Genomic DNA, 24,872 nt, shown 5'->3' with positions numbered 1-24,872 from the left:
GATTTTAAATAAATTTATAATGAGTGAATTAAAACAAACCTTTAACTCATCGCTGGGAAAAAAGCTGATCATGGCTTTAACAGGCTTGTTTCTGTGTGTCTTTCTAATTGTACACTTAGGTGGTAATCTATTGCTGTTTAGCAATGACAACGGTTACAGTTTTAACATGTACGCCAACTTCCTGACGCACTTCCCGCCGATTGAAGTAATTGCCTACATTTTGTATCTGTGTATTATTGTGCATGCTATCTACGCCTACATCTTAACCACCAACAACCGTCATGCGCGCCCGGTTGATTATGCCGTGCACACCCAATCGCCAGTATCTTTCTCATCCAAAAACATGGGTCTGTTGGGTTCCATTTTGCTGGTGTTTATTGTTATTCACATGGGCGATTTCTGGTACAAGTACAAATTTACCCATGACGTAGGTTACAAAGAGTACCGTACTAACCTACTGACTAATGAAACAACCGTAGCCGATTTTACGCCGCCTACTCATGATTTTGAGCATTCGCAATCATATGATGGCAACACTGAAATTGTTCGTGTTAAAGATTTACATACCCGTATAGCCAATAGCTTTAGCATCTGGTGGTACGTGTTAATCTATGTAATATCAATGGTGGCTTTATCGTTCCACTTAAAGCATGGTTTCCAAAGCGCTTTCCATACTTTTGGTTGGGTACACCGCAAATACAAGCCTATCTATGAATTTATAGGTACTTGGCTGTTTGCCGTTATTATTCCGCTTGGTTTTGCCGCCATGCCGATTGTTTATTTTTTTCAGAGTTTAAATAAGTAATTGATTGGTTAAGTAGTTGAGTAGTGAAATTCTCGTTCACCTAATCAACCGCTCAACATAATATAGATAGAAAATGATTTTAGATGCTAAAATTCCGCAAGGCCCATTAGCCGAAAAATGGAGCAAGCATAAATTCAATTTAAAGCTGGTTAACCCTGCCAATAAACGTAAATACAACATTATTGTAGTAGGTACGGGTTTGGCTGGTGCATCGGCAGCAGCGTCATTGGCTGAGTTGGGTTATAATGTAACCGCTTTCTGTTTCCAGGATAGCGCCCGTCGTGCACACTCAATTGCTGCACAAGGTGGTATCAATGCTGCCAAAAACTATCGTAATGATGGTGACAGTGTTTATCGTTTATTTTACGACACTATTAAAGGTGGTGACTACCGTGCCCGCGAAGGCAACGTTTACCGTCTGGCCGAGGTTTCGGTAAATATTATTGACCAGTGCGTGGCACAAGGTGTTCCTTTTGCCCGCGAGTACGGCGGCTTGCTGGATAACCGTTCATTCGGTGGTGCGCAGGTGTCACGTACGTTCTACGCCCGTGGTCAAACAGGACAACAATTATTGCTGGGTGCATTTTCGGCATTGAATCGCCAAATCCACGAAGGTAAAGTAAAACTGTACACGCGTACAGAAATGCTGGATGTGGTAGTGGTTGACGGCCAAGCCAAAGGTATTGTAACCCGTAACTTAAAAACTGGCGAAATTGAAACCCATGCTGGTCACGCAGTATTATTGTGTACCGGTGGTTATAGCAACGTGTTCTATTTGTCAACCAATGCAGCAGGTTCTAACGTAACGGCTGCTTGGCGTGCACACAAACGCGGGGCTTTATTCGCTAACCCTTGCTATACGCAAATTCACCCAACCTGTATCCCGGTAACCGGCACGCACCAGTCTAAGCTTACGTTGATGTCTGAATCATTGCGTAACGATGGTAGGGTGTGGGCACCTAAAACAGTTGAAATTGCCAAAAAAGTACGCAGTGGCGAACTGAAAATAGAAAACGTTAAAGAAGAAGATCGCGATTACTTCCTGGAACGTAAATATCCATCATTCGGCAACCTGGTTCCGCGCGACGTGGCTTCACGTAACGCTAAGGAAATGGTTGACGAAGGCCGTGGTGTGGGCGGTTCAGGTATCGCTGTATTCCTTGATTTCCGTGATGCTATTGAGCGCCTGGGCGAAGATGCTGTAAAAGCTAAATATGGCAACTTGTTTGATATGTATTATCAGATTACTGATGAAAATCCATATAAACAGCCAATGCGTATTTATCCTGCAGTACACTATACCATGGGTGGCCTTTGGGTTGATTATAACCTGAGCACTAACGTACCTGGTTTATATGCTCTAGGCGAGGCTAACTTCTCCGATCACGGAGCTAACCGCTTAGGTGCATCTGCACTGATGCAAGGTTTAGCCGACGGTTACTTTGTAATACCTTACACTCTGGGTGATTACCTGGCTACTATCGGACCAAAACCGGTTGATACCAACCACCCTGCGTTTGCACAAACTAAAAAAGAGGTTGAGCAGCATGTGGCTAAGTTGCTGGCGCTAAAAGGCACTAAAACAACTACGGAGTATCACCGTGAATTAGGTCATATTATGTGGGAATATTGCGGTATGGCCCGTACAGAAGAAGGTTTGAAAAAAGCCCGTGTGATGATTCAGGAGCTGAAAGAAGATTTCTGGAAAAACGCCATCGTAGTAGGTAAAAACGACGAAATCAACAACGCACTGGAAAAAGCAGGTCGTGTGGCCGATTTTATTGAACTGGGTGCCTTAATGGTAGAAGATGCTTTAATGCGTCGCGAATCATGTGGTGGTCACTTCAGATTAGAGTCGCAAACCGAAGAAGGTGAGGCCCTGCGTAATGATGATGAGTTTGCCTTTGTTGCAGCTTGGGAGTTTAAAGGTGAAAACCAACCCGAAGAACTGCACAAAGAAGAACTGGTATACGAAAATGTTAAGTTAACACAAAGAAGCTATAAATAATAGAAGCAAGAACCAGGAGCCCAGAATCAAGACTTACAATTAAAGCGACGATTTTTTGGTTCTTGTTTCTTGGCTCTTGACTCTAATTTTATAAATATGAGTAACGCAAACGGAACAATGAATTTGACGCTGAAAGTTTGGCGTCAACCAAATGCACAAACTCCTGGTAAGTTTGAAACTTACAAGGCCGAAAACATATCTCCGGATATGTCTTTCCTGGAGATGCTGGATGTAGTGAATGAGAGCATTATTCATGCGAAGCAAGATCCTATCCATTTTGATCATGATTGCCGCGAAGGTATTTGCGGTATGTGCTCATTATATATCAACGGCCGTCCGCACGGGCCTAAGCGTGCAATCACCACTTGCCAGCTGCACATGCGTAGCTTTAGCGATGGTGAAACGATTACCATTGAGCCTTGGAGAGCCAAAGCGTTCCCGGTAATTAAAGACTTGGCTACCGACCGTTCAGCTTTTGACCGTATCCAGCAAGCTGGTGGTTACGTTTCGGTAAATACCGGTGGTGTACCCGATGCTAACGAAATTCCAATTCCGAAAGTAATTGCCGACGAGGCTTTCAACTCTGCTACCTGTATCCAGTGTGGTGCTTGTGTGGCAGCTTGTAAAAATGCTTCGGCTATGTTGTTTACTTCGGCTAAAATTACGCAGTTGGCGTTGTTGCCGCAAGGTCAGCCAGAGCGTTACCGCCGTGTACAAAGCATGGTAGCACAAATGGACGCCGAAGGTTTTGGTAACTGTACCAATACCGGTGCCTGTGAGGCCGAATGTCCTAAGGAAATTACGTTAACCAACATTGCCCGCATGAACTTCGATTTCTTTAGCGCGAAACTGTTCCGCGAAGAAGAAGTACATGCCGAGAATCATGGCGGTTAATTTATAAAAAGTATATCTTTCAAAAGGCTTAAGATGGAAATCTTAAGCCTTTTGTGCTTAAAATGCGTTATAAGGACTGATATAGTAGTGGTTTTTGAACACATATTTGTTTTTTGTTGTTTGAAATTTAGTGTGTCTCTAAAAACTGATAAAATAACTTAATCTATTTCTAATTTATTTATCAAATTACCCTAGATTGCTGAAGTTAACACGTTAAATCGATTGCCGAACTTTTAATTTATGTATCAATCAGCTCATTTTAATCAATATAATGCCATAAGCGGGGTTTGGGACGAAATGTATGACGCTAACGCAAACATTCGCGACCATTACCGTAAGGTTATCGACTATCTAGCCAAAGAATCGCCCGACGATTTAAATAAAAAAGAAGATTTGGCCCGCCGCCTGTTCATGAGTCAAGGTATTACCTTTACCGTTTACAACAGTGGCGAGGGTATTGAAAAAATATTCCCGTTTGATATTATTCCGCGCATTATTACCGGTGATGAATGGGCATTTGTAGAAAAAGGCATTAAGCAGCGGCTCACTGCTCTAAATCTTTTTTTGAAAGACGTTTACCACAATCAATTCATCATTAAAGATGGGGTAGTACCCATTGATGTGATTTATTCCTGTCCGCATTTTTTGCGCGAGATGTATAAATTGGATGTGCCGTACGACATTTACGTACATATTGCCGGGATTGACTTGATTCGTGATGAACAAGGTACCTTTTATGTATTGGAAGATAATCTTCGCACCCCATCTGGCGTAAGTTATATGCTTGAGAACCGTGAGATTACCAAACGCTTGTTTCCGGATTTGTTGCCCACCTGTAATGTGCGGAGTGTAACCGAATATCCAACCATCCTTTACAAAAACCTGCAATCGTTATCGCCAAGGCAAAACAGTAATCCAACTATTGTACTGCTTAGTCCGGGTATATACAATTCGGCTTACTTTGAGCATACTACGCTGGCTCGTTTGATGGGGGTAGAACTGGTTGAAGGACGTGATTTGGTAGTGCATAATCACAAAGTGTTTATGAAAACGACCACGGGCCTGCAACAGGTAGACGTAATATACCGTAGGGTAGACGACGACTTTTTAGATCCATTGGTATTCAATCCATCCAGTATTTTGGGTGTAGCCGGTATTATGAGTGCTTATCGTAAAGGTAACGTGGCCATTGTGAATGCCATTGGCAACGGCGTGGCCGATGATAAGGCTATATACAGCTACGTACCCGATATGATCAAGTATTACCTGAACGAAGAGCCCATCCTTAAAAACGTACCCACTCACCAGCTGCGCCACCCTGATGAACTGGCATATGTGTTTCAAAACATCAACAAAATGGTGGTTAAAAAAACCAACGAAAGTGGTGGGTATGGTATGCTGATGGGCCATGCGGCCAGCGAACAGGAGATTGAAGATTATAAAAAAGAAATACTGAAAGACCCACGCAATTTTATTGCACAGCCTACCATCAGTCTGTCGGCAGCACCTTGCTATATACAAGGCACCTTACAGCCACGTCGGATTGATTTACGGCCCTACGCACTATGTGGGCCTGACGGTATTGAAATTGTACCCGGCGGTTTAACCCGCGTAGCCCTTAAAGAAGGTTCGCTGGTAGTTAACAGTTCGCAAGGGGGGGGTAGTAAAGATACTTGGGTTTTAGCGTAATTTATATTTATCATAGATGTTAAGTAGAGTAGCAGCAAGCTTTTATTGGTTAAGCAGATATATTGAACGGAGCGATGGTATTTTACGCATGCTCAAAATTAACTACGCTTCGTCGCAAGATGCCGTGCGTGAATTTACCTGGGAGCCGGTAATTCGTATTTATTCGGGGGCCGACCAGAATTTAATGAACCGGCTAAAGAACGATAGCAGGGCGGTATTAACTTATATGGTAACGGATAAAACTAACCCCAATTCCATTATGAATATGATTACGCTGGCGCGCGAAAATGCCCGTAGCGTGCAGGAACATATCACCCGCGATTTATGGCAGTGCCTGAATGATTACTATCATACTGTTAAAGATCCTGATATTGAGCAAAAGCTACAAAAAGACGACCCTATCAGTACGCTGGATGTATTAACCAAACAGATTATGTTATACTATGGTACGGCCGAGGTAACCATGGAACGTGGCGAGGGGCGTAGTTTTATGAATATTGGCAAGCACCTGGAAAGGGCTATACAAGCTATTGATATTATAGATATCAAGTTTGGCTCCATCAGCGGCAACCCCGATTTGCTAACCAATACCACCTACTGGAAACATCTGCTATTATCATTAGGTGGTTACGAGCTCTACCTGAAAACTTACCGTGCCGGGCTGGAAGCACAAAATGTAATGGAGCTGGTGATATTGAATAGTGACTTTCCGCGTTCAGTGATTTACTCGGTAAATAATATCCAGGTGTTTTTTGAGCGATTGCGCAACAACAGTAACCGCGAAGATTACCGGGAGATTTCTTTTCAGATAGGCCGATTGCAAAGTTATATCAAATATAGTTCGGTGGCCAGCATACAAGAAACCGGTTTGCACCAGTTTTTAACGCAAATTAAACGGGAGCTGTATGGTATTGGTACTGCTTTGAACGAGCATTACTTTGCCAATTCGTAAATATAAAACAGGTTGTTAGCAAATAATATTGAATAAACATGCCAGAGTTCAAAATACAACACGTTACCCGATATACTTACGATAGTCTTGTGCGTGACAGTGCCAACCAGATAACACTGTTTCCTATAGTGGATATCTATCAGGATGTGTTAAAACACGATTTGCATATTACCGGTAATCCGCTGGTAGATACACATATTGATTATTATGGAAATGAGGTTGGTAACTTTACCTATGTAGAACGGCACAAAGAACTGGTAATTAGTTCGGAAGTGCTGGTCAATACGCATCATAAGCCATTGCCTACGGATGAAGCGCCGGCCGAACAGCAATGGCAGGCTTTGGCGGCCTTGCAATACATTGTGCCTTATATCGACTTTTTAAAACAAGAATACTTTGAAGGTATAGATGAACTACGCACCATTGTAGAAGCCGAACGGCAAAGCGGCGACACACCTTACCAAACCGCACTGCAATTTTGCGAATATGTGTACAAGAACTTTGAGTACATCAAGGGCGTAACTACCGTTGAAACTAAGCTGGATGAGATATGGAAGTTAAAGGCTGGCGTATGTCAGGACTTTGCTCACATTTTAATGGAAATGCTGCGCCTGCTGGGTATACCTGCACGTTACGTAAGCGGATACATTTGCCCTAACCGAGGCGGTATGCGTGGCGATGGTGCTACTCATGCCTGGGCCGAAGCCTATATACCCGATTACGGCTGGCTGGGCATTGACCCTACCAATAATTGTATTGCTAATGAAACCCACGTGCGCCTGGCTGTAGGGCGTAATTTCTCAGACTGTTCGCCGGTAAAAGGGATTTACAAAGGTCTTTCGGGGCACAAGTTGGAGGTGGGTGTGGCAGTAGAATATAAAGATGGCAAAACAACCGGTAAGCCTGAAAAGATAAGTCCGGCTTTTCCGGCAAGCGGAAGTCTTGCGGCAACATTTACGCAAAACAGTTATCAGCAGTATAAGCAAAATTTGCTGGAACAACAGCAAGCGGCCCAGCAACAGTAGACCAGGTTAAAAGCCTTACCCAAAAGAGGGCTTTTGATGGGCATAGCTATTAAACAAAAATGTCATCTCGACGAAGAAGAAATCTTTTAAAGGCGATAGGTAAACCTAACAGTTTTAAAAGATCTCTCACTACGTTCGAGATGACATTTTTATTTTAAGCCCTCCTTTCGAGGAACTGGGGTGTTATTTAATACCGCCACCGGCGCCACCGCCTATATCATCCGGGTTGCCGTTGTCTGGCTGATCCTGATTTTTGCGCTGACGTTTTTGTTCAGCACTTGCACGGTTGCTGCCAAAGCGGTAAGCTAAAGTGAATTGTACTACACGGGTGCTCCAGCGACGAGTTGAAAACTGGCTAAAGTTTCCTTCTGCATCGGCTGTTTCTGATTTGAAACGACGGGTGTTGAAAATATCACGTGAGTTAACGCTGAAATTCAGCATTTTGGTAATATCATAACGGATACCGCCATCTACGCCATACATGGCTTTCATGGAGCCTTGTGCAATCACTTGCGGACCCTGATACTCGCCACGCAGCTGTATACCCAGCTTACTTACCGGTTTGTAATTTACCGTTAAGTTGCCATTATAAGAGTAACCAGATGTAGTACGGATTCCTTTACTTAAGTCGCCTTTTAAGTAACGGTAATAAGCATTAAAGTTACCGGTAAAATCTAGCTTTTGAGTGGCATTCAGCTTGGCAATTAACTCATAACCAGCATTGCTGGTGCTGTTCAAGTTCTCAAAACGTACCAAAGTAATGGTGTTAGAGCCTTCATATTGGGTGCGCACCTGCTGTATATTATTGTTGGTTAAACGGTAATATAATGATGAGGTTAAGGTCAGTGCCTTCCAATAGTTAATGTAACTCAGCTCAAAAGAGTGGGTATCTTCAGGTAACAAGTTTGGATTACCTTGTTGATAGTTTTGACGATCGCTGCGGTCCAAGAAAGGCGAAATCTGCCTATCGCGCGGGCGGCTAACCCGGCGGGTATAGCTTAATTGCAGGGTTTGGTTTTCGGTTAGTTTATCACTTACAAATACACTTGGATACACCCTAAAATAGTCTTGTTTATATTTTAAATTATTATTTACAAAACCATCCAATCCAAAAGTTTCTGTCTCCGTACGGATGCGGGCTTCCTCGGCTCTTAAACCAATTTGCACACCTATTTTACCAAACTGCTGCTGATAGTTGGTGTAAGCAGCGTGTACCTGTTCATCGTAAAAGAAATTACGGCTTTGGTCGGGCGAAAATATAAAATTGTTTATCTGACCGTTCAGCGCTGTGTCAACACCGTAATTGTTGTCATTACGGTTAAAAGTGCTGCGGTAACCCATTTCTAACTTACTGTCCTTATTCAGCGGCAAAGTGTAATCCAACTGCAGGTTTAAATTGCGTTGTTTGCTTCGGGTATCATTGTTTTGCAAAAACGGGCTAAAACTATCTGGTGAAAAGTACTGGGTGTAGGTACGCAACGAATCATAATTGTTGTTGTGCGAGGTGGAGTAGCCAATATTGGCTGTTAGCTCCTGCTGCGGCTTTTTATATTTTTTGCTGAAGTCTAAGTTATAGTCAATATTATTACCGTCGCCAGTGCCCGCATTATCTTGCCTAAGCTGCCGGCGTAAAGCCTGGTTTATATTGCGCTGATTGCTTAAGCTATTTTGCATACGGTCAATATCGCGCAGGTTAATGTTATTAGATAAGCTTAAAGTAGTTTTATCGGCAATGTTAAAGTCGATACCGGTGCGTATGTTATGCGATTTTATATTGAACTCCTGTGAGCCAATTTGATCCTGATATGCAATATCATCGGCAGATGAAATCTTGTTGGTACGGGTAAAGTTATTTTCGCCAATACGTTTACCCTGGCGGTAGCTGTAATTGGTATAAACGTTAAACTTTTTATGCTGATAATTTAAATTCAAAGATCCGTTATAAGTGCTTTGCGTACCAGCTGTAGCCGATGCTGATCCGTTAAAACCAACTTGTGCGTTTCGTTTCAACACGATGTTGATAATACCCGACTGGCCTTCGGCATCGTATTTAGATGATGGATTGGTAATCACCTCAATGTTTTCAATAGAACTTGCCGGAATAGATTGCAGAATGTCGCTTACATTACCGCCCGATATGGCCGAAGGCTTACCATTGATGAGTACACGTACATTATTAGAACCGCGCAGGTTTACGTTACCTTCCACGTCTACCTGTACAGAAGGTACATTGCTCAGTAAATCGGTTGCCGAGCCGCCCTGGCTTACCAGGCTTTGGTCAACACTGAATATTTTTTTATCGGTACTTAACTGTATCTGGCTTTTTTGGCTGGTTACCACAACCTCTTTTAATAAACTGTTTTTAGAGGCACGCATGCGGATGGTGCCCAATTGCAATGCACGACGTGCATCATTGATGCGAATACTGTCTTTGATATAAGTTAAGTATCCTACAAAGCTGATGCGCAGCAGGTAATAACCATCATTAATGCCGGTAAGCTTAAAGTTGCCATCCAAGTCGGTTTGCATGCCTTTAACAGGCTTGCTGTCGGCCTTGTTTACCAAACTTACAGTGGCAAAATCGAGCGGTTTATTGGTAGCCGCATCCATTAATCGGCCCGATATAGTGCCATTGCCGGTTTGGGCAGCAGCGGTTATGGTAGTAAAAAGAAATAAAGCAAATAAAATTCTGGTAATTGTCCGAAAGTTCATCCTGCAAAAATCAGTCTTTTAAATTTACGAGCCAGCAAAAAGCGTGTAACTTTATTGATAGTGTACACGCTTTAACAGGTAAATTTTTTATTACGATGATACCAGGAGAACGCCTGAAGGTCAAGCTTTTTTAACCACTTTTATCAGCTCTTCAATTTTAGGCGGTTTTTCGTAGGTTTTTACCAGTTTGCCTTTAGCATCGTAAATAGCAATGTATGGCGTAGTTTTTACCTTGTAATATTGTTGCACCTTGTAAGTATAGCCTTCGGTACCGATGGTAATGTTAGGATAGCGGGATATGCCGAAATCGCGATAAAAAGCCTTGATCATGGGATAAGAAGTGAACGTAATCATCACAATCTGCACATTGGCCAGTTCTTTCATTTTGGGCTGCATCTCGTACATCATGTGCTGGCAGTGGCTGCAATCCGGCGAAAAATAAATCAGCATCACCGGCTTGTTCTTTTTAAGCTGGGCTGGGGTTACATATACACTATCTGTGTTCAGAATGCGGTAAGGTGCCAGCTTTTGTATTTGAGGATTACTCTTTTCATCCGATTGGGCGTTTTGTGCCTGCGTGCACCCGGTTATGGTAACTAGGGCAAATAAAATAAATAACAGTTTTTTCATCTTTCTCAATTGTTGTCCTCGGCCTGTAGTATTTCAATCTGCCAGGCAATCTGCTCTTCCGTTACAGGATATAACGCACCGGTAGTCAAAGTCTGATACACCGCTTCAAATAAATCCATATAGCTGGCTTTGTGTGCCGGTACTTTTTCAATTTGTTTTTGATTATTGCTGTCGATAGTTATCAACTGGCCCTCGCTGCCTTCGGGTTCTACACCATAACTAACATCAGTAGGCAGCATGCCTGCATCTAACTGCGCTTCCTGCACATCACAACGGTCTTTAATATAACTACCGGTGGTGCCATGTATTACAAAGCCGGGCTGAGGTTGTGCAACCATCAAACTCGCGGTGAGGAAAACTTTAAGCTGGTGCGGATACGATAACTGAATATTAAAATAATCGTTCACAACCGAGCCATGACGGTGTATGCCCGTTACCTTGTGCCAGCTTAATGGTGGTCCAAATAAGGCAATGGCCTGGTCAATCACATGCGGGCCCAAATCATAAACCAAACCGCTGGTTGGTATCTCGGCGTCTTCTTTAAAAGGCTTGGCATTAAGTGCAAGTCTGTACCGGTCGTATCGTAAATGCACTTCAACAAGTTTGCCTAGCTTACCGCTTTCAATTACTTCTTTCAACGATAAAAAGCCACTGTCCCAACGGCGGTTCTGGTATACAAATATCCGGCGGTTTACCTGTTTAGCCAGGGCAAACAGTTCCAATACCTGTGGCAGGGTAGCTGTGGCTGGTTTTTCAACCAGTACATGTTTACCTGCCAGCAGCGCTTGCTTAGTTTGTTCGTAATGTAGGTGGCTGGGTGTGTTTACCACAATTAAATTAATCTCATCATCATTTAGTATTTCGCCTATACTGTTATAGCTTAAAACTTCAGGATATTGCTGAGCCATCTTTTTTTGGTTGCGCTCCACAACGGCTTTCAGTTTAAAGCCTGGATGGGTAGTTAAAAATGGTGCATGAAAAAGACGCCCCGACATACCGTAGGCTAACAATCCGGTTACTATTGGTGATGACATAATGCAAGTATAATCGTTATACTGTTAAAAAGCCAGAAACATTCATTTTAGACTCAATGATGTCGTGATGAATGTTTCTGAAGTATAAGTATGGTAAGTGTAGTTATAAATTAAATAGATTTTACTGAACAGGGCATTCCCAGCCATCGGCCATACCAATAGGCGAACCATCGGGCATTGGCAGCATTGGCACAGGCTGAAACTTGTCTGGATTGCCCTCAAATTGTTTTATTTGTGATAAAGCAAATAGCATATTGGCTTTAGTGAGCGGTTGTGCCGAATTTTGTGCTGTTTGCAACCAGCTTTTCAATTCACCTACTTTAAGCAATACAATGCTGCGTACATTTTCGGGGGCTTGGTTAGTAGCGCCTAAAGCCAATAGCTGAACGAGTGTCTGGTTGTTTACCATGCGCTGCAATTCGCCTTTATAACCGGTTTGTTGTGGGGCTTTCCATGTTTGTTCTATCAGCTTATCCAACACGGCAATCAGTCCGGGTTGCGCGGCATCACGGGCCTGATACTCAACCAGCCGGGCTGCTCGTTGTGGCTGCAGCATAAATGAAAGCGTTGTACTGGTTGCCGACTCCGCCGCGCTAATAGGGTCAAAAGTTAAACCTGTGCGCGATTTAAACAGTTCGCGTGTACGGGGATAGCCTACCGGCCTTGGCGGAATTTTAGCAATCAGTTTTTCAGGTAATGCCAGGGCATCAGGAGTAATAGTGTTCATCAATGCATCAAATGCTTTCCATTGGTCTGTAGGGGAAACCATTCGGGTAACCGGCTGGCCATCATTTTTAATGGCATAAGTATAATATAAACCGCCCAATGCCTTTGAAGCCGCCTCAATTTGATACCGGTGCAACAGGTACATGGGCACCAATACTTCTTCTATAGTGGCCATTGGCGCATCTTCGCGGATGCTTTTTTCTGAAAAATTGTCTATGATATGTCTTCGAATACCCATCAGTCGGTTTAGTTCATCAGTTGCATCACTGCCGCTATCCCATAGATGCGCTTTGGGGTGGGCGCTGCCGGCAGGGCGTGAGTCGGCGTCGGCGATAAAGACATAGCCTTGCTTCAAAGTTTCATTCAGTGTGTTTTTTAAGGCTTTGCTTTCGTCAGTACCTTTTACAAAATCGGTATAGCCATAAATAATGGCACGCTTGTCCCACCCACCAATTTCGGCAGTATAAGCGTCTGATAAGTCGATGGAGCCATCGGCTTTCAGGCTAATGGTTGGCGGCGGGTAATCCATCACCGATGAGCGGTTGCGGGTGCTGGCGGCGTAGTTGTGGTATAAACCTAAGGTATGCCCAACCTCATGAGCGGCTAACTGATGCAAACGGGCTAGAGCCAGTTTCATCATTTTATCGCTAACGGGTTTACCATCTTCATATGGCTGAACCAAGCCTTCCGCAATTAAAAAGTCCTGCCGGTCGCGTAATGAACCTAATGACACTTGGCCTTTAATAATTTCGCCCGTGCGCGGATCGGTAATAGACGAACCGTACGACCAGCCCCGGCTGGATCTGTGTACCCACTGAATAATGTTATACCGTACATCCATCGGGTCGGCATCTTCGGGCAGCAGTTTTACCTGGAAGGCGTTTTTATACCCGGCAGCTTCAAAAGCCTGGTTCCACCAGGCAGCACCTTCCATCAGCGCCGTGCGCACCGGTTCAGGAGCACCGCGGTCCACATAGTAAACTATGGGTTTTACAGCCTCGCTCATTGCCGAACCAGGGTTTTTCTTCTGCAGGCGATGCCGATTGATGAAGCGTTTAACGATAGGTTGATCAATCGGCGTAGCAAAGTCCATAAAGTCGGTGCTAAAGAAACCTGCACGCGGATCGAAAACACGTGGATGATAATTATCGTCGGGCAACTTGATGAATGAATGATGCATGCGCACGGTTACAAAGTTGGCATCAGGCGTTACTGTGGCAATTTCGCGTCCGGTGCTATTAGTGGTGGCTAATGTTACAATCGCCTCCATTTCGGTATTATCCGGAAAATTTTTGGTATTGGCCATATAAAGGGCCGAGCGGTTTTCATCAGCCTTATATACACCCTGACTGGCCGCTGCCAGTTTAGGGGCAATTTGGTGTGCATCACGTAATAAAAATGGTGTAATATCTATCAGCAGTCGACCATTGGCTTGAGCATCTGCTTTAAATCCCCATATTACCGATTGAGCAAACGCCTCGTTAACCGATTTGCGCTCATCAGGGTTGCTGCTTACAGCACGGTAACGGTAATTAGATTCAACCAGCAGTACTTTAGGGCCGCTTTTAATAAACTTAACAATTTTGGTATCGCCAATTTGCCCTCGATCTAATCCCAAATCATTTGACCCAACGCCTGCAGGTAATGTGTTTACATATAAAAATTCCTGATTCAGCTTATCTACCTCTAAAAATAGCCTACCTGTCCGGTCGTTCCAAAACATATTAAAATAGCCATTCATTTTGCTGAGGTGTGATGAACGGGCGGTAGTGTCTTCGGTAACCGGCTTTTGTGCATAGAGGTGCAGATGGCTAACCGTAAGCCAAAAAGCGAATAAGTAAACTTTTTTAATCATGCTACATGCGTTTAGTTTGCCTAAAATATCACTTTCTGTTTAGCTTGAGTAAACCGTCGCGTAACAAAAATGGGACATGCCGGTAAGCATGCCCCATTTTTATAATTTATACAATCAACTATTATTTCATACCATCTTGAATGGCTTTGATAGATTGTTGGTGCATTTTAAGCACAGGTAAAGTTTTGATGGCAAACGATTTTAAATCTGCGTCTTTGCAATCATTTGATGCAGTTTCAAATAAGCTTACGTCTTTGTCATGGTCTTTAACCATGGCGTCTACATAACCTTTGTCAAATTCAGTACCTGATTTTTTGCTCAGATCATCCATTACTTTTTGCTGATCGGCACCTACGGTAGTTGGCAATGTAATGTTTTTGGTTTTAGCCAAAGCCATCAGTTCTTCGTTTGCTTTGCTGTGATCTTTAATCATCATAGCAGCATACTCTTTTACTTTAGCGTTAGTAGCTTTTGTTTCGGCCAATTTAGCCAGCTCTACTTCGGCCATACCGCCGTTTGCAGCCTCAACGGCAAATTGTGCGTCTTTACTGTCTACAGCAATACCGCCGGTAGCAGATGCAACTGTTGAAGTGTCTTTGGTTTCATTAGCACTATCGGCAACAGCTTTGCTATCGTTGCTGGTGCTGCCACTGTTACAAGCCTGAAACGACAGTGCAGCAGAGGCGATCATCAGTCCGGAAAATAATTTTTTCATGATAAATGTCTTTTATGATTTAGAAATTATAACAAAACCAAGCCCATACAGTTTTCGATTACGTAATTATCTTGCATTTTAGCTGCCGACATTGTGCTAAACTTAAACGTTTTACTATTTTTGGGCACCAATACGAATTGATATGAATTTTCCGGCCGAATTGAAATACACCAAAGATCACGAGTGGATCAGAGTTGAAGGTAACGAAGCCTTTATAGGCATTACCGAGTTTGCACAGCGTGAGCTGGGCGATATTGTTTATATTGATATTACCACCGTTGGTCAGGAGATCAGCAAAGAAGAGGTTTTTGGCACTGTAGAGGCTGTTAAAACCGTTTCGGATTTATTTATGCCGATTGCAGCTACTGTACTGGAAGTTAATCCGGCACTGGATAGCCAGCCCGAATTAGTAAATACCGACCCTTACGGTGACGGCTGGATGGTAAAAGTAGGTTTGGCAGACGTTGCCGACGTAGAAGGCTTATTATCGGCCGAAGATTACCAGGCTTTAATTGGCGCTTAATTGATGAAATCATTTTTCAAATATCAAAAGCTCACCTTAGGGTGGGCTTTATTTGTTTTGGTGATTTGCGATATGCAAATGGGCGAGGTAGCACATTCGCCCAGGTTCTTTCCAGGCTTTGACAAACTGGTGCACTGTGGGCTGTTTTTTGTGTTTACTGTACTATTTGGCACCGGATTAATGCGTCAGCATGGAACTTTCAGCTACGCACATGCGTTTAAGGCTATATTGATAGCCATAGCCTTTGGCGGCCTGATAGAGATACTGCAACTGTATATCTTTACCTGGCGCAGCGGCGAGTGGGATGACTTGTTTGCTGACTCGGTAGGCATAGGCATGGCGGCCTTCAGTATGTTGATGACAGTTTTTGCAAATCGAAATGAAAAAGTTTAAGTTTTTAGTGTTGGTGGGTTTAAGTGTAGGTCTTTCTTCATGCGGGATTTTTAAAAAAGATTGCCATTGTCCGCATTTTGGTGAAATTTCAAACAGTTCTGTGATGGTGCGCAACGTTTGTTAAGATACTTTCCAACATGGAATTATCATCATGAGGTAATCATCACAAAGTGTAGTAAAGTAAACATACTTCTTATTTGGATTTGTTTTAAATAAGGTTTAAGTTTGCTGTCTGATATGAAGAAGCTCTCTCAACTTGAAGTAGGTAAAAAAGCAATTATCAAAGAGTTTACCGATTTGGAAATGTCGGTTAAACTGATGGAAATGGGTTGCCTGCCTGGCGAAGAAATCCGGGTAGAGCGTGTTGCCCCGCTGGGCGATCCTATTGCTATCAATGTATCGGGCTACATGCTTAGCCTGCGCAAGCAAGAGGCTTCTACCATTATTTTACAGTAAGTTGAACGTTGAAGGCAGAGATTAGAGTTGCGTTAGTAGGAAATCCCAACACCGGTAAATCAACATTATTTAATCTTTTAACCGGGTTAAACCAAAAAATAGGAAACTTTCCGGGTGTTACGGTCGATAAAAAGACCGGGTACTGCAATTTACCCGATGGTAGGCGTGCGCAAGTCATCGACCTGCCGGGTACCTATAGCCTTTATCCTAAAAGCCGCGACGAATCTATCGTTTTATCGGTACTGGCCGACCGCGCCAACGAATTGAACCCTGACCTTATTGTTATTATCCTTGACGCTTCTAACCTAAAGCGCAACCTGCTATTATATACCCAAGTTGCCGATTTAAAAATTCCTGTTTTGGTTGCCCTAAATATGATGGATGTTGCCAAAAAGGAAGGCATCGATATTGATGTAAACGGCTTGTCTAAAAAGTTGGGTGTTCCGGTTATACCTATTTCAGCCCGCCGTAATGAAGGTATCGAAGATCTAAAAATACAAATATCATACGCCAACCAGTTTGCCTTGCAGGAAGATACTATCGATGTCAAATCATTGGCACCGCAATTGATTGATACCATAGGCGAAGAGATGCAGGTGGATAATCCGTATTACGCCCTGCAACTGGCTCATCAGCACGAAACGTTAAGGTTTTTGTCGCCCGATGAAAGTAACCGCATAGAAGAGCTTGAGCAGCAATATAGTTTTCACTCGCAGAAAGCACAGGCTACGGAAACCATTGCGCGCTACAATTACATTAATGATTTGCTGTACGATACTGTCAGCAAAAAAGAAACAGCACATAAAGAAACCACCAGTAACCGGATAGATAAGGTGTTAACCCACCGGGTATTTGGCTTTGTAATATTCTTTGCCATTTTGCTGTTTATGTTCCAGGCCATTTTTTCGTGGTCGGAATACCCAATGGCTTTAATTGAGCAATTGTTCATCTGGGCGCAGAAAGGCGTGCATACACTGATGCCGGCCGGTCCGCTTACCGATTTGCTGGCCGATGGTGTAGTTGCCGGGTTGAGTGGCGTGCTAGTATTTATTCCGCAGATTGCTATCCTGTTTGCTTTTATTTCTATCCTGGAAGACACCGGCTATATGGCCCGCGTTACGTTTATGATGGATAAGCTGATGCGTAAGGTAGGCTTGAACGGTAAATCGGTAGTGCCGCTGATTGGCGGTTTTGCCTGTGCGGTTCCCTCTATTATGAGTACCCGTACCATCGAAAACTGGAAAGACCGCATGATCACCATTATGGTAACGCCATTGGTAACCTGCTCAGCCCGCTTACCGGTTTATACCTTACTGATCGCATTGGTTGTACCTAACCGTAATGTATGGTGGATATTTAACTTGCAAGGTTTGGCCTTAACCGGTATGTATGTGCTCAGTTTGGTATCAGCCATTGTGGTAGCCTGGGTAATGAAATACATTTTAAAAGCACGCGAGCGTGGCTATTTTATCATGGAGTTGCCGGTATACCGTATGCCAAGGTGGAACAATGTGTTTTTAACGATGTTCGATAGGGCTAAGACCTTTGTATTGCAAGCCGGGAAGGTAATTATTGCCGTATCTATCATTTTGTGGGTACTTGCCTCATACGGGCCGGGAAATCACTTTGACGAGATCGAGAAAAAATATAGCCAGCCGCAATATGGTCAAAAAATGAAGCCAAGCGAACTGGAACATGCTAAGGCTTCTGAAAAGCTGGAAAGTTCTTATGCAGGTTACTTAGGTCATGCTATAGAACCGGCAATCCGCCCGTTGGGTTTTGACTGGAAAATTGGAATTGCCCTCATCACTTCATTTGCTGCCCGAGAAGTATTTGTGGGTACAATGGCTACCATTTACAGCGTAGATGGTAATGCTGATGAGATACAATCGGTAAAAGAAAAAATGGGCAGCGCTCGCAATACCGAAACGGGGCAGCCGGTGTTTACTTTTGCCGTAGCTGCTTCGCTTATGATGTTTTATGCGTTTGCTATGCAATGTGCCAGTACCGTAGCGGTAGTTTACCGCGAAACCAAGAACTGGCGCTGGCCTGCTGCCCAGTTTGTATATATGACTCTGCTGGCTTATGCAGCCAGCTTTATTACCTACCAACTGCTGAAATAGCACTCTACCACCTATATTTGTGCTGAGGTTTTTGTGGATAAAGTAAAAGTTTTAGAAAAGTACCTACCCCCAGAAGCGGCCCCTTTAATAAGCCGCTGGATAGATCATTTTAAGTGCGAGTTTAAAATATCGCGTAGCCGTAACAGTAAGTTTGGTGACTATCGTCCGCCTTATGCCGGTAAAGGGCATCGAATTTCCGTAAATCATAATTTAAATCCTTACGCGTTTTTGGTAACCACCGTGCACGAGTTTGCGCATCTGTATACCTGGAACCAGCATCAGCACAAAGTAAAGCCGCATGGCACCGAGTGGAAAGGCAACTTTAAAAAAATGATGCAGCCTTTTTTCGAAAAAAGTGTGTTTCCGCCCGATATCACCTATGCCATAACCGCTTATCTGAATAACCCTGCCGCTTCCAGTTGTTCTGACCTGAACTTATACCGTTCCCTCCGTAAGTATGATGCGGTTAAAGAATCAGTCACTACGGTTGAAACGTTGCCTGCCAAAGCCGTATTTAAGCTTAAAGACGGCCGTGTGTTCCGCAAAGAAGAACAATTGCGTAAACGTTTTAAATGTATTGAGGTAAGTACGAGAAGGGTTTATTTATTTAGCCCAGTTGCGGAAGTGGAGCTGGTAGAGAGTTTATAAATAGCACTTTTGTTTTGTTGCAGTTTTGTCGTGCTTTTACTTGCTTTAGCGTTTCATTAGGCTAGAGATGTTCTTTAACCACGGCCTGTGGAAGTTCCTTTTTCTTTTACCGCAAAAGAAAAAGGAACCAAAAAGAAAGCTCTCGGCCGCACCTTCTTTCTACTCAAGATAGTGCTTGTACTTTGTGCAGTAGCTGCCGAAAGAAGCTGAATGCCGATTCTTTTTGTCTAAGTTGTTTTGTCAGTGCCTTGTGTTATAGGATAAAAAAGCGCAAAGGCCCGCTGTTGCGCCCGGGCCAGCGATGGCATTGTGGGCGGAGAGGTGATCGCAACAGCTAGGCTTTTATTCACTTTGTTGTTTTGCTTTTTAGTGGTGTTCATGAGATCGCTGCGCTAAGTTTTGGTTCTTTTGTAGCTATGACAAAAGAACTAGCCCCTGCGGCAATGAGCAGACTAGCTGAAGTAAAGAAACACTAAAGGATGTTAAACTTAAAGCACAAACCAACACTAGCATATCTTCAAAAACACTACAACTCTTCCATTTCAATACCTTCCCAATTCTGCTTTTTATAATAATGCAGCATCAACCAGTAAATACCCATAGCCGGAATAATCAGTATCCAAATCAGCAGCTCCCAACGCGATAACAGGTAGTGCCCTAAACCAACGATGCCGATGAAGCCGGCAATCAGCATGGAGGTGACAAAGCGGCCACCCGATTGCTTTACCAGCACAGGTTTGGAAAAAGGTAAACCTTTCATTAAAAATAAAGCGGTGAGCAATCCATAAATCAGGCCCATAAATGTGGCCAAAATAACATCATTAATCACAGCCGGACCCCATATCACAATACTTACAATGCCCAGCACAATGCAGTAAGGCAGATAGTACAACGTAGATACCGCCTTATACATACCCGACAAAATTTTACCCGGATGCGTAATAGGCAGAGCATAGTATACCCACGAGGCTTTGAACTTTTCGGTATACGATATGTTTTGTAAAATAGAGGAGATGACAAAGGTGCTTAGGTAGATAAGCAAAATATATTTTCCGCTATGTTGCAGGCCTTCATATTTGTCGCTTAAGTTGCTGCCTTTGCTGTTAAAAGCAAAGTATACAAAATAAATAGGCACATAGGCAAAGGCGGGATATACTTTAATTTTAAACTCGCGGATGCGGGCGGCTAGTTTCCAGGTAATGCGGAAGCCTGCATTTTCAACAGGGTCGGGCGCTATGAGATTGGCAATGCGGTTTACCAAATTAAAACGAGGTTTCTCCTGCACAACAGTGGTAGTAGGAGCCGCACTGGCATCAGATGTAGCCACTACCGCCAGCTTGCGGTTAAAGCCGGGTGCCAGTACTTTAGCCACAAACCACAAACCTGCCACAGGTGCTAAAACGCCGGCGATGGCTAACAAGCTGGTGATGATATTGGATCTGCCCGGATGAATAAGCACTTCATTTAAGGCAGCTATCCAGATAGGCGGCAGGGCATATGCCCAAGGGTGTTGCAACAAGTCGAAGTTTTCAATTTGTGCCATGTTTATTAAACGGGGCAGCAAGTAGTATACTGCAAAAATCAGGATGGAAAAACCAATCTGAAAATAGCTGATAATGTCTTTAAACTTGCGAGGCGATACTGTTTTAAGCAATATCAAATAAACGATGTTTACCAATAAAATACTCAAAAACGTCGCTTCTATCATCTGCACCAAAAACAAAGGCACTGCGGCCCAGCTATCAGCAAAGCCCACGAGTACGATACCGGCTGCACCTTGTGCCAAGGCTAATTTAGATACATAAATACCAATGTGTAAAATGCGGGATACGGTAAGTGTGCGGTCGTTTACTGGTCGGGGGAGTATGATATATTGGTCGCGCACATCCAGTAGTACCGTAGTAAAATCGGTAATCATGGTGATGGCCAGCATTATCATAAATATGCTGAAATAAATGGTTTGTGGTACCAGTGGCAGTTTAAAAGCAAACAGTGTAAAACTCATAAACAAACCCATTAAGCCAACCACCAGATAGGTGCCCCATGAACTGGCTGTTTTGCCAGTAGGGGCTTTTTTGGTGGCACGTTTGGTATGCGCAAACAGGTTAACCGGACGCCGGTTATCAATCAACAATTTTAATTTTAAGATTTCATGAAGCTGGTAAGTGTCCACGCCGCTTCGTTGCAGCAGAGGGTTAAAAGACCCTATCAATCGTAAAAATAATTTATTCATGGCAGGGCTTAGTCAAATGCGTTTAAAATAGCATCTGTTTCTTGTGTCGATTCATCACGACCGGTCAGTTTGGCAAATACCTGCTCCAGTGTATCCGCATGGTTTTGCTTCAGCGATTCAAAGGTGCCATCGGCTATGATTTCTCCTTTGTTGATCAGCAGAATACGATCGGACACCTTTTCTACCACATCCATCATGTGTGAGCAATAAAATATGGTTTTACCTTCTTGCGATAAACGGGTAATTAATTCCTTTACCAAAATTACTGCATTAGCGTCCAAACCCGAAAGCGGCTCATCCAGAATGATAATTTGTGGGTTATGAATAATGCCTGATATCAGCAACACCTTTTGCCGCATCCCCTTCGAGAATGTGTCCATCCGGTTATCAGCCACAGCTTCCAGTCCAAATCCGGCCAGCATTTTACGGGCCCTGCTTTGCAGTTGGGCTTCGTCCATGTTGTACAGCTTGCCAATAAAATCCAGGTATTCCATTGGTGTCAGCACATCATATAATTCCGCATTCTCAGGTACGTAACCAATCAGTTTCTTTATTTCCTGTGGGTTTTGTTGCATGCTGATGCCGTTGACCAGTACCTCGCCGTTAAACTCGGGTATCAGGCCGGTCAGAATTTTTACCGTGGTAGATTTTCCGGCACCATTCGGACCAATGTAGCCAATAACCTGTCCGGGATAAATATCCAGCGACAAATGTTTTAAAACCAGTTTGGGGCCATATGATTTGGAAAGATTACGGATTTGAATCAAAGGGGCATCGTTCATGACGGTTGTCTTATTAATGCTGAAATATACAAAATGTATACAGGTAAGTTAATATTTAATTTATGATTAAGATAAGCAAGTGGGATGATTGTTACAAACAGCATTTGCAATTCTAAATGGTTGGTTATAACAAGCAGTAACGCATTTAATTAAGTTGTGCAGTGGCGATAAAAGCGTTTATTAGCAATACTTTTAACGTTTGGAAGTTTATTAAATGTCAAGACATATGTAGTGTGCTACTACTTGCCTACAGTAAAGTGGTTGTAACACAGATTTTCCGTAACTTTGCATACCTTACTTTAAATATGTTATCTAAAAAAACTAAATATGCTATCAAGGCTTTGGTAGTTCTGGGAAAAAATGCAAATAATCCGCCTATGCAAATTTCAAAAATTGCGGAAGAGGAGCGTATACCCAAAAAGTTTTTGGAACAGATACTATTGGACTTACGCAATGCAGGTTATTTGTACAGCAAAAAAGGTGCAGGTGGCGGCTATAGCTTAAGCAAAGACCCTAAAGATATTATGCTGGTAAATATTATGCGTATTACCGATGGCCCCATAGCTATGGTACCTTGCGCCAGTCTGAACTTTTACCGCAAATGCGACGAGTGTCATCAAGAAACTACCTGCGGCATACGCGATGTATTTGTACAAGTGCGTGATGCTACGCTTAAAATACTTACCGAAACCAGCATAGCCGATATCATAGCCCGCGAAAGCAACCTGATTTTTAATCTTTAAAAAATGCTTTGGTAAACGCAGCGTCTTTTTTAGAAACAAATACTACTATTTCTGTATAGTATGTATATATTTGGATTGAGAAAATGAACGCGGTTATGCCTGCCAGGATGGTTGATGTGTTTCTTCCAGCGGTTTAGCATAACTAATGATGGTTAAATAAATTTAAAAAAGCCTCAGCAGCGTACTGCCAGAGGCTTTTTGCAAAGTATACAATGCAAAACAGTAAACACCCCAGCATAACATTAGTAGGCGCAGGTCCCGGCGATGCAGAACTGATTACCATTAAAGGTATGAAGGCTTTGCAAACAGCCGATGTGGTATTGTATGATGCCTTAGTGAGTGAAGAGTTGCTGGATTTGGTGCCTGCACATGCCGTTAAAGTGTATGTAGGCAAGCGTTCCGGCGATCATTCGGCATCGCAGCAGGCTATTAATCAACTGATGGTGGACTATGCGCTCAATTATGGCCATGTGGTTCGCTTGAAGGGTGGAGATCCGTTTGTATTTGGTCGCGGGTATGAAGAATTGGAGCATGCGGCATCTTACAACATTCCAGCACAGGTCATTCCGGGCATATCCAGTTCTATTTCGGTTCCGGGTTTACAGCAAATTCCGGTAACCCACCGGGGTATGAGCGAAAGCTTTTGGGTGGTAACTGGTACTACAGCTGATGGCCGTATATCCGACGATTTACGGGAAGCCACACATAGCAATGCTACCGTGGTGGTGTTGATGGGACTTCATAAGATAAAAGAGATTACCGAGTTGTTTAAAGCCGCCGGTAAGCACCGTTTACCGGCAGCCGTTATTCAAAGCGGATCAACACAAAATGAAAAAGTTGTGGTAGGCGTAGTTGATACGTTGCCAGAACTGGTTAAGCAGCATGAGGTTAAAGCACCAGCTTTGATGATATTTGGTCAGGTCGTATCGCTGCATCCGCAGTTTCAATCTGTAAACGAAGTTTATGATAGCATCTCGTAAAGGCAATAATATTGTACTTGGTAACACCACATCACCGGCTGCCATAACAGTACCGGGCAAAGCTGTATCAACTCATAAGCGTAATTTTAAATGGTTAATATGGGCTGCGCTGATGCTATTACTGGTTTTAGGTACAACTGCCCTATGGTACAACGAGCCCGATTTCAGAAATTACGTTGAACATGTGCCGAATGAGTTCTACTATTTTTTGGGTGCGGGCTTTGTATTTGCCATGATAGATGGCGCTGTAGGCATGTCATATGGTGTAACATCTACGACGTTTTCGTTAAGCATGGGCATACCACCGGCTTCGGCTAGTATGGGTGTGCACTTGTCCGAAATATTCAGTTGCGGCATTGCCGGTTGGATGCATTACCGCATGGGCAACATCAACTGGAAATTGTTTAAGCTGTTGTTGCTACCAGGCATTGTTGGTGCCGTAACGGGTGCATACATCCTGTCATCACTTGAGCATTACAGTATGTACACTAAACCCATAGTATCTGTTTACACGCTGATATTGGGCATCGTAATTTTTAGAAAAGCATTCAGTGCCAAAGTCATAAAATCGGCCGATAAAATTAAGCGTATATCCTTGCTGGGTTTAGGCGGCGGTTTTATTGATGCCGTTGGTGGAGGTGGCTGGGGTTCTATTGTGCTGTCATCGTTAATTGCGGGTGGTCGCCATCCACGGTTTTCTTTAGGTACGGTTAAAATTTCACGGTTTTTTGTGGCTATTATGGGGTCGCTTACCTTTATGAGCATGCTTAACAGTGCCCATTGGTACGCTATCATTGGGCTAATTATCGGCAGTGCCTTGGCTTCGCCCATTGCGGCTCGTATATCCAATAAAATCTCTACCAAAATTATCATGACATCGGTAGGCATTATTGTGATACTGGTGAGCCTTAAAAGTATTTACAGTTTTGTAGATAAAGTTTTTTAG

The 24,872-nt window shown here is 43.3% G+C and carries 22 protein-coding genes; 14 read left to right on the top strand and 8 right to left on the bottom strand.

Features of this window, described 5'->3' with window-relative positions; translation table 11 throughout:
* Window positions 1–19: 19 nt before the first annotated feature.
* The 6 genes from GPM24_RS04570 (at window position 20) to GPM24_RS04545 (ending at window position 7,373) form a co-directional block, all read left to right on the top strand.
* The gene (locus tag GPM24_RS04570; RefSeq protein ID WP_158825543.1) at window positions 20–805 is read left to right on the top strand and encodes a succinate dehydrogenase cytochrome b subunit; all 786 of its coding nucleotides are present in this window, start codon (window positions 20–22) and stop codon (window positions 803–805) included.
* A 73-nt stretch (window positions 806–878) separates the two neighbouring features.
* Window positions 879–2,813 carry a fumarate reductase/succinate dehydrogenase flavoprotein subunit gene (locus GPM24_RS04565; protein WP_158825542.1) on the top strand — a complete coding sequence of 645 codons (1,935 nt, stop codon included), beginning with the start codon at window positions 879–881 and terminating at the stop codon, window positions 2,811–2,813.
* 96 nt (window positions 2,814–2,909) lie between these two features.
* Window positions 2,910–3,707, top strand: coding sequence for a succinate dehydrogenase/fumarate reductase iron-sulfur subunit (locus GPM24_RS04560; RefSeq protein WP_233268734.1), 798 nt, complete (start codon window positions 2,910–2,912; stop codon window positions 3,705–3,707).
* A gap of 240 nt (window positions 3,708–3,947) precedes the next feature.
* Window positions 3,948–5,396 (top strand): circularly permuted type 2 ATP-grasp protein, encoded by a 1,449-nt coding sequence (locus GPM24_RS04555; protein WP_158825541.1) that lies wholly within the window; start codon window positions 3,948–3,950, stop codon window positions 5,394–5,396.
* Window positions 5,397–5,412: 16 nt separating this feature from the next.
* Complete coding sequence (locus GPM24_RS04550; RefSeq protein WP_158825540.1) at window positions 5,413–6,348, top strand: alpha-E domain-containing protein; 936 nt, start codon at window positions 5,413–5,415, stop codon at window positions 6,346–6,348.
* 38 nt (window positions 6,349–6,386) lie between these two features.
* Window positions 6,387–7,373: a transglutaminase family protein gene (locus GPM24_RS04545; protein ID WP_158825539.1), complete on the top strand. Its 987-nt coding sequence runs from the start codon at window positions 6,387–6,389 to the stop codon at window positions 7,371–7,373.
* Between the two features lie 183 nt (window positions 7,374–7,556).
* On the opposite strand, the gene GPM24_RS04540 is transcribed toward GPM24_RS04545, so the two are convergent.
* The 5 genes from GPM24_RS04540 to GPM24_RS04520 all read right to left on the bottom strand — a co-directional run bounded on the left by GPM24_RS04540 (window position 7,557) and on the right by GPM24_RS04520 (window position 15,045).
* Entirely contained in the window at window positions 7,557–10,085 is a 2,529-nt protein-coding gene (locus GPM24_RS04540) for a TonB-dependent receptor (protein WP_158825538.1), read from the bottom strand.
* A gap of 120 nt (window positions 10,086–10,205) precedes the next feature.
* Window positions 10,206–10,715 (bottom strand): TlpA family protein disulfide reductase, encoded by a 510-nt coding sequence (locus GPM24_RS04535; protein WP_158825537.1) that lies wholly within the window; start codon window positions 10,713–10,715, stop codon window positions 10,206–10,208.
* A gap of 5 nt (window positions 10,716–10,720) precedes the next feature.
* Window positions 10,721–11,749, bottom strand: coding sequence for a Gfo/Idh/MocA family protein (locus GPM24_RS04530; RefSeq protein ID WP_158825536.1), 1,029 nt, complete (start codon window positions 11,747–11,749; stop codon window positions 10,721–10,723).
* A gap of 121 nt (window positions 11,750–11,870) precedes the next feature.
* Window positions 11,871–14,330, bottom strand: a complete 2,460-nt coding sequence (locus GPM24_RS04525; RefSeq protein WP_199269685.1) for a zinc-dependent metalloprotease — start codon at window positions 14,328–14,330, stop codon at window positions 11,871–11,873.
* 121 nt (window positions 14,331–14,451) lie between these two features.
* Window positions 14,452–15,045 (bottom strand): DUF4142 domain-containing protein, encoded by a 594-nt coding sequence (locus GPM24_RS04520; protein ID WP_158825535.1) that lies wholly within the window; start codon window positions 15,043–15,045, stop codon window positions 14,452–14,454.
* A gap of 142 nt (window positions 15,046–15,187) precedes the next feature.
* Between GPM24_RS04520 and gcvH the strand changes: the two genes are divergently transcribed.
* From gcvH to GPM24_RS04495, 5 genes are all read left to right on the top strand, one after another.
* Window positions 15,188–15,568, top strand: a complete 381-nt coding sequence (gcvH, locus tag GPM24_RS04515) for a glycine cleavage system protein GcvH (RefSeq protein ID WP_158825534.1) — start codon at window positions 15,188–15,190, stop codon at window positions 15,566–15,568.
* Between the two features lie 3 nt (window positions 15,569–15,571).
* Window positions 15,572–15,961 carry a VanZ family protein gene (locus GPM24_RS04510; protein WP_158825533.1) on the top strand — a complete coding sequence of 130 codons (390 nt, stop codon included), beginning with the start codon at window positions 15,572–15,574 and terminating at the stop codon, window positions 15,959–15,961.
* A gap of 237 nt (window positions 15,962–16,198) precedes the next feature.
* On the top strand, window positions 16,199–16,417 hold the full coding sequence (locus GPM24_RS04505) for a FeoA family protein (protein ID WP_158825532.1): 219 nt from the start codon (window positions 16,199–16,201) through the stop codon (window positions 16,415–16,417).
* Between the two features lie 8 nt (window positions 16,418–16,425).
* Complete coding sequence (gene feoB, locus GPM24_RS04500) at window positions 16,426–18,540, top strand: ferrous iron transport protein B (protein WP_158825531.1); 2,115 nt, start codon at window positions 16,426–16,428, stop codon at window positions 18,538–18,540.
* Window positions 18,541–18,573: 33 nt separating this feature from the next.
* A complete protein-coding gene (locus GPM24_RS04495; protein WP_199269684.1) occupies window positions 18,574–19,188 on the top strand; it encodes a SprT-like domain-containing protein in 615 nt (204 codons plus the stop codon).
* A 227-nt stretch (window positions 19,189–19,415) separates the two neighbouring features.
* Here the strand turns inward: GPM24_RS04495 and GPM24_RS04490 are convergent, their stop codons facing one another.
* The 3 genes from GPM24_RS04490 to GPM24_RS04480 form a co-directional block, all read right to left on the bottom strand.
* Window positions 19,416–19,568 (bottom strand): hypothetical protein, encoded by a 153-nt coding sequence (locus tag GPM24_RS04490; protein WP_158825530.1) that lies wholly within the window; start codon window positions 19,566–19,568, stop codon window positions 19,416–19,418.
* 146 nt (window positions 19,569–19,714) lie between these two features.
* Window positions 19,715–21,421 carry a hypothetical protein gene (locus tag GPM24_RS04485; protein WP_158825529.1) on the bottom strand — a complete coding sequence of 569 codons (1,707 nt, stop codon included), beginning with the start codon at window positions 21,419–21,421 and terminating at the stop codon, window positions 19,715–19,717.
* Window positions 21,422–21,429: 8 nt separating this feature from the next.
* Complete coding sequence (locus GPM24_RS04480; protein ID WP_158825528.1) at window positions 21,430–22,203, bottom strand: ABC transporter ATP-binding protein; 774 nt, start codon at window positions 22,201–22,203, stop codon at window positions 21,430–21,432.
* A gap of 305 nt (window positions 22,204–22,508) precedes the next feature.
* On the opposite strand from GPM24_RS04480, the gene GPM24_RS04475 reads away from it, so the two are divergent.
* From GPM24_RS04475 to GPM24_RS04465, 3 genes are all read left to right on the top strand, one after another.
* Window positions 22,509–22,946, top strand: a complete 438-nt coding sequence (locus GPM24_RS04475) for an RrF2 family transcriptional regulator (protein WP_158825527.1) — start codon at window positions 22,509–22,511, stop codon at window positions 22,944–22,946.
* 212 nt (window positions 22,947–23,158) lie between these two features.
* Window positions 23,159–23,926, top strand: coding sequence for a uroporphyrinogen-III C-methyltransferase (gene cobA, locus GPM24_RS04470; protein ID WP_158825526.1), 768 nt, complete (start codon window positions 23,159–23,161; stop codon window positions 23,924–23,926).
* Window positions 23,910–24,872 carry a sulfite exporter TauE/SafE family protein gene (locus GPM24_RS04465; protein WP_158825525.1) on the top strand — a complete coding sequence of 321 codons (963 nt, stop codon included), beginning with the start codon at window positions 23,910–23,912 and terminating at the stop codon, window positions 24,870–24,872. Before cobA ends, GPM24_RS04465 begins: the two co-directional genes overlap by 17 nt.

The organism is Mucilaginibacter lacusdianchii (assembly GCF_009770985.1).
In the GTDB taxonomy this organism is placed as follows: domain Bacteria; phylum Bacteroidota; class Bacteroidia; order Sphingobacteriales; family Sphingobacteriaceae; genus Mucilaginibacter; species Mucilaginibacter lacusdianchii.
Note: the sequence above shows the minus strand (reverse complement) of the source record. Positions and strands in the feature narration are given on the sequence as shown.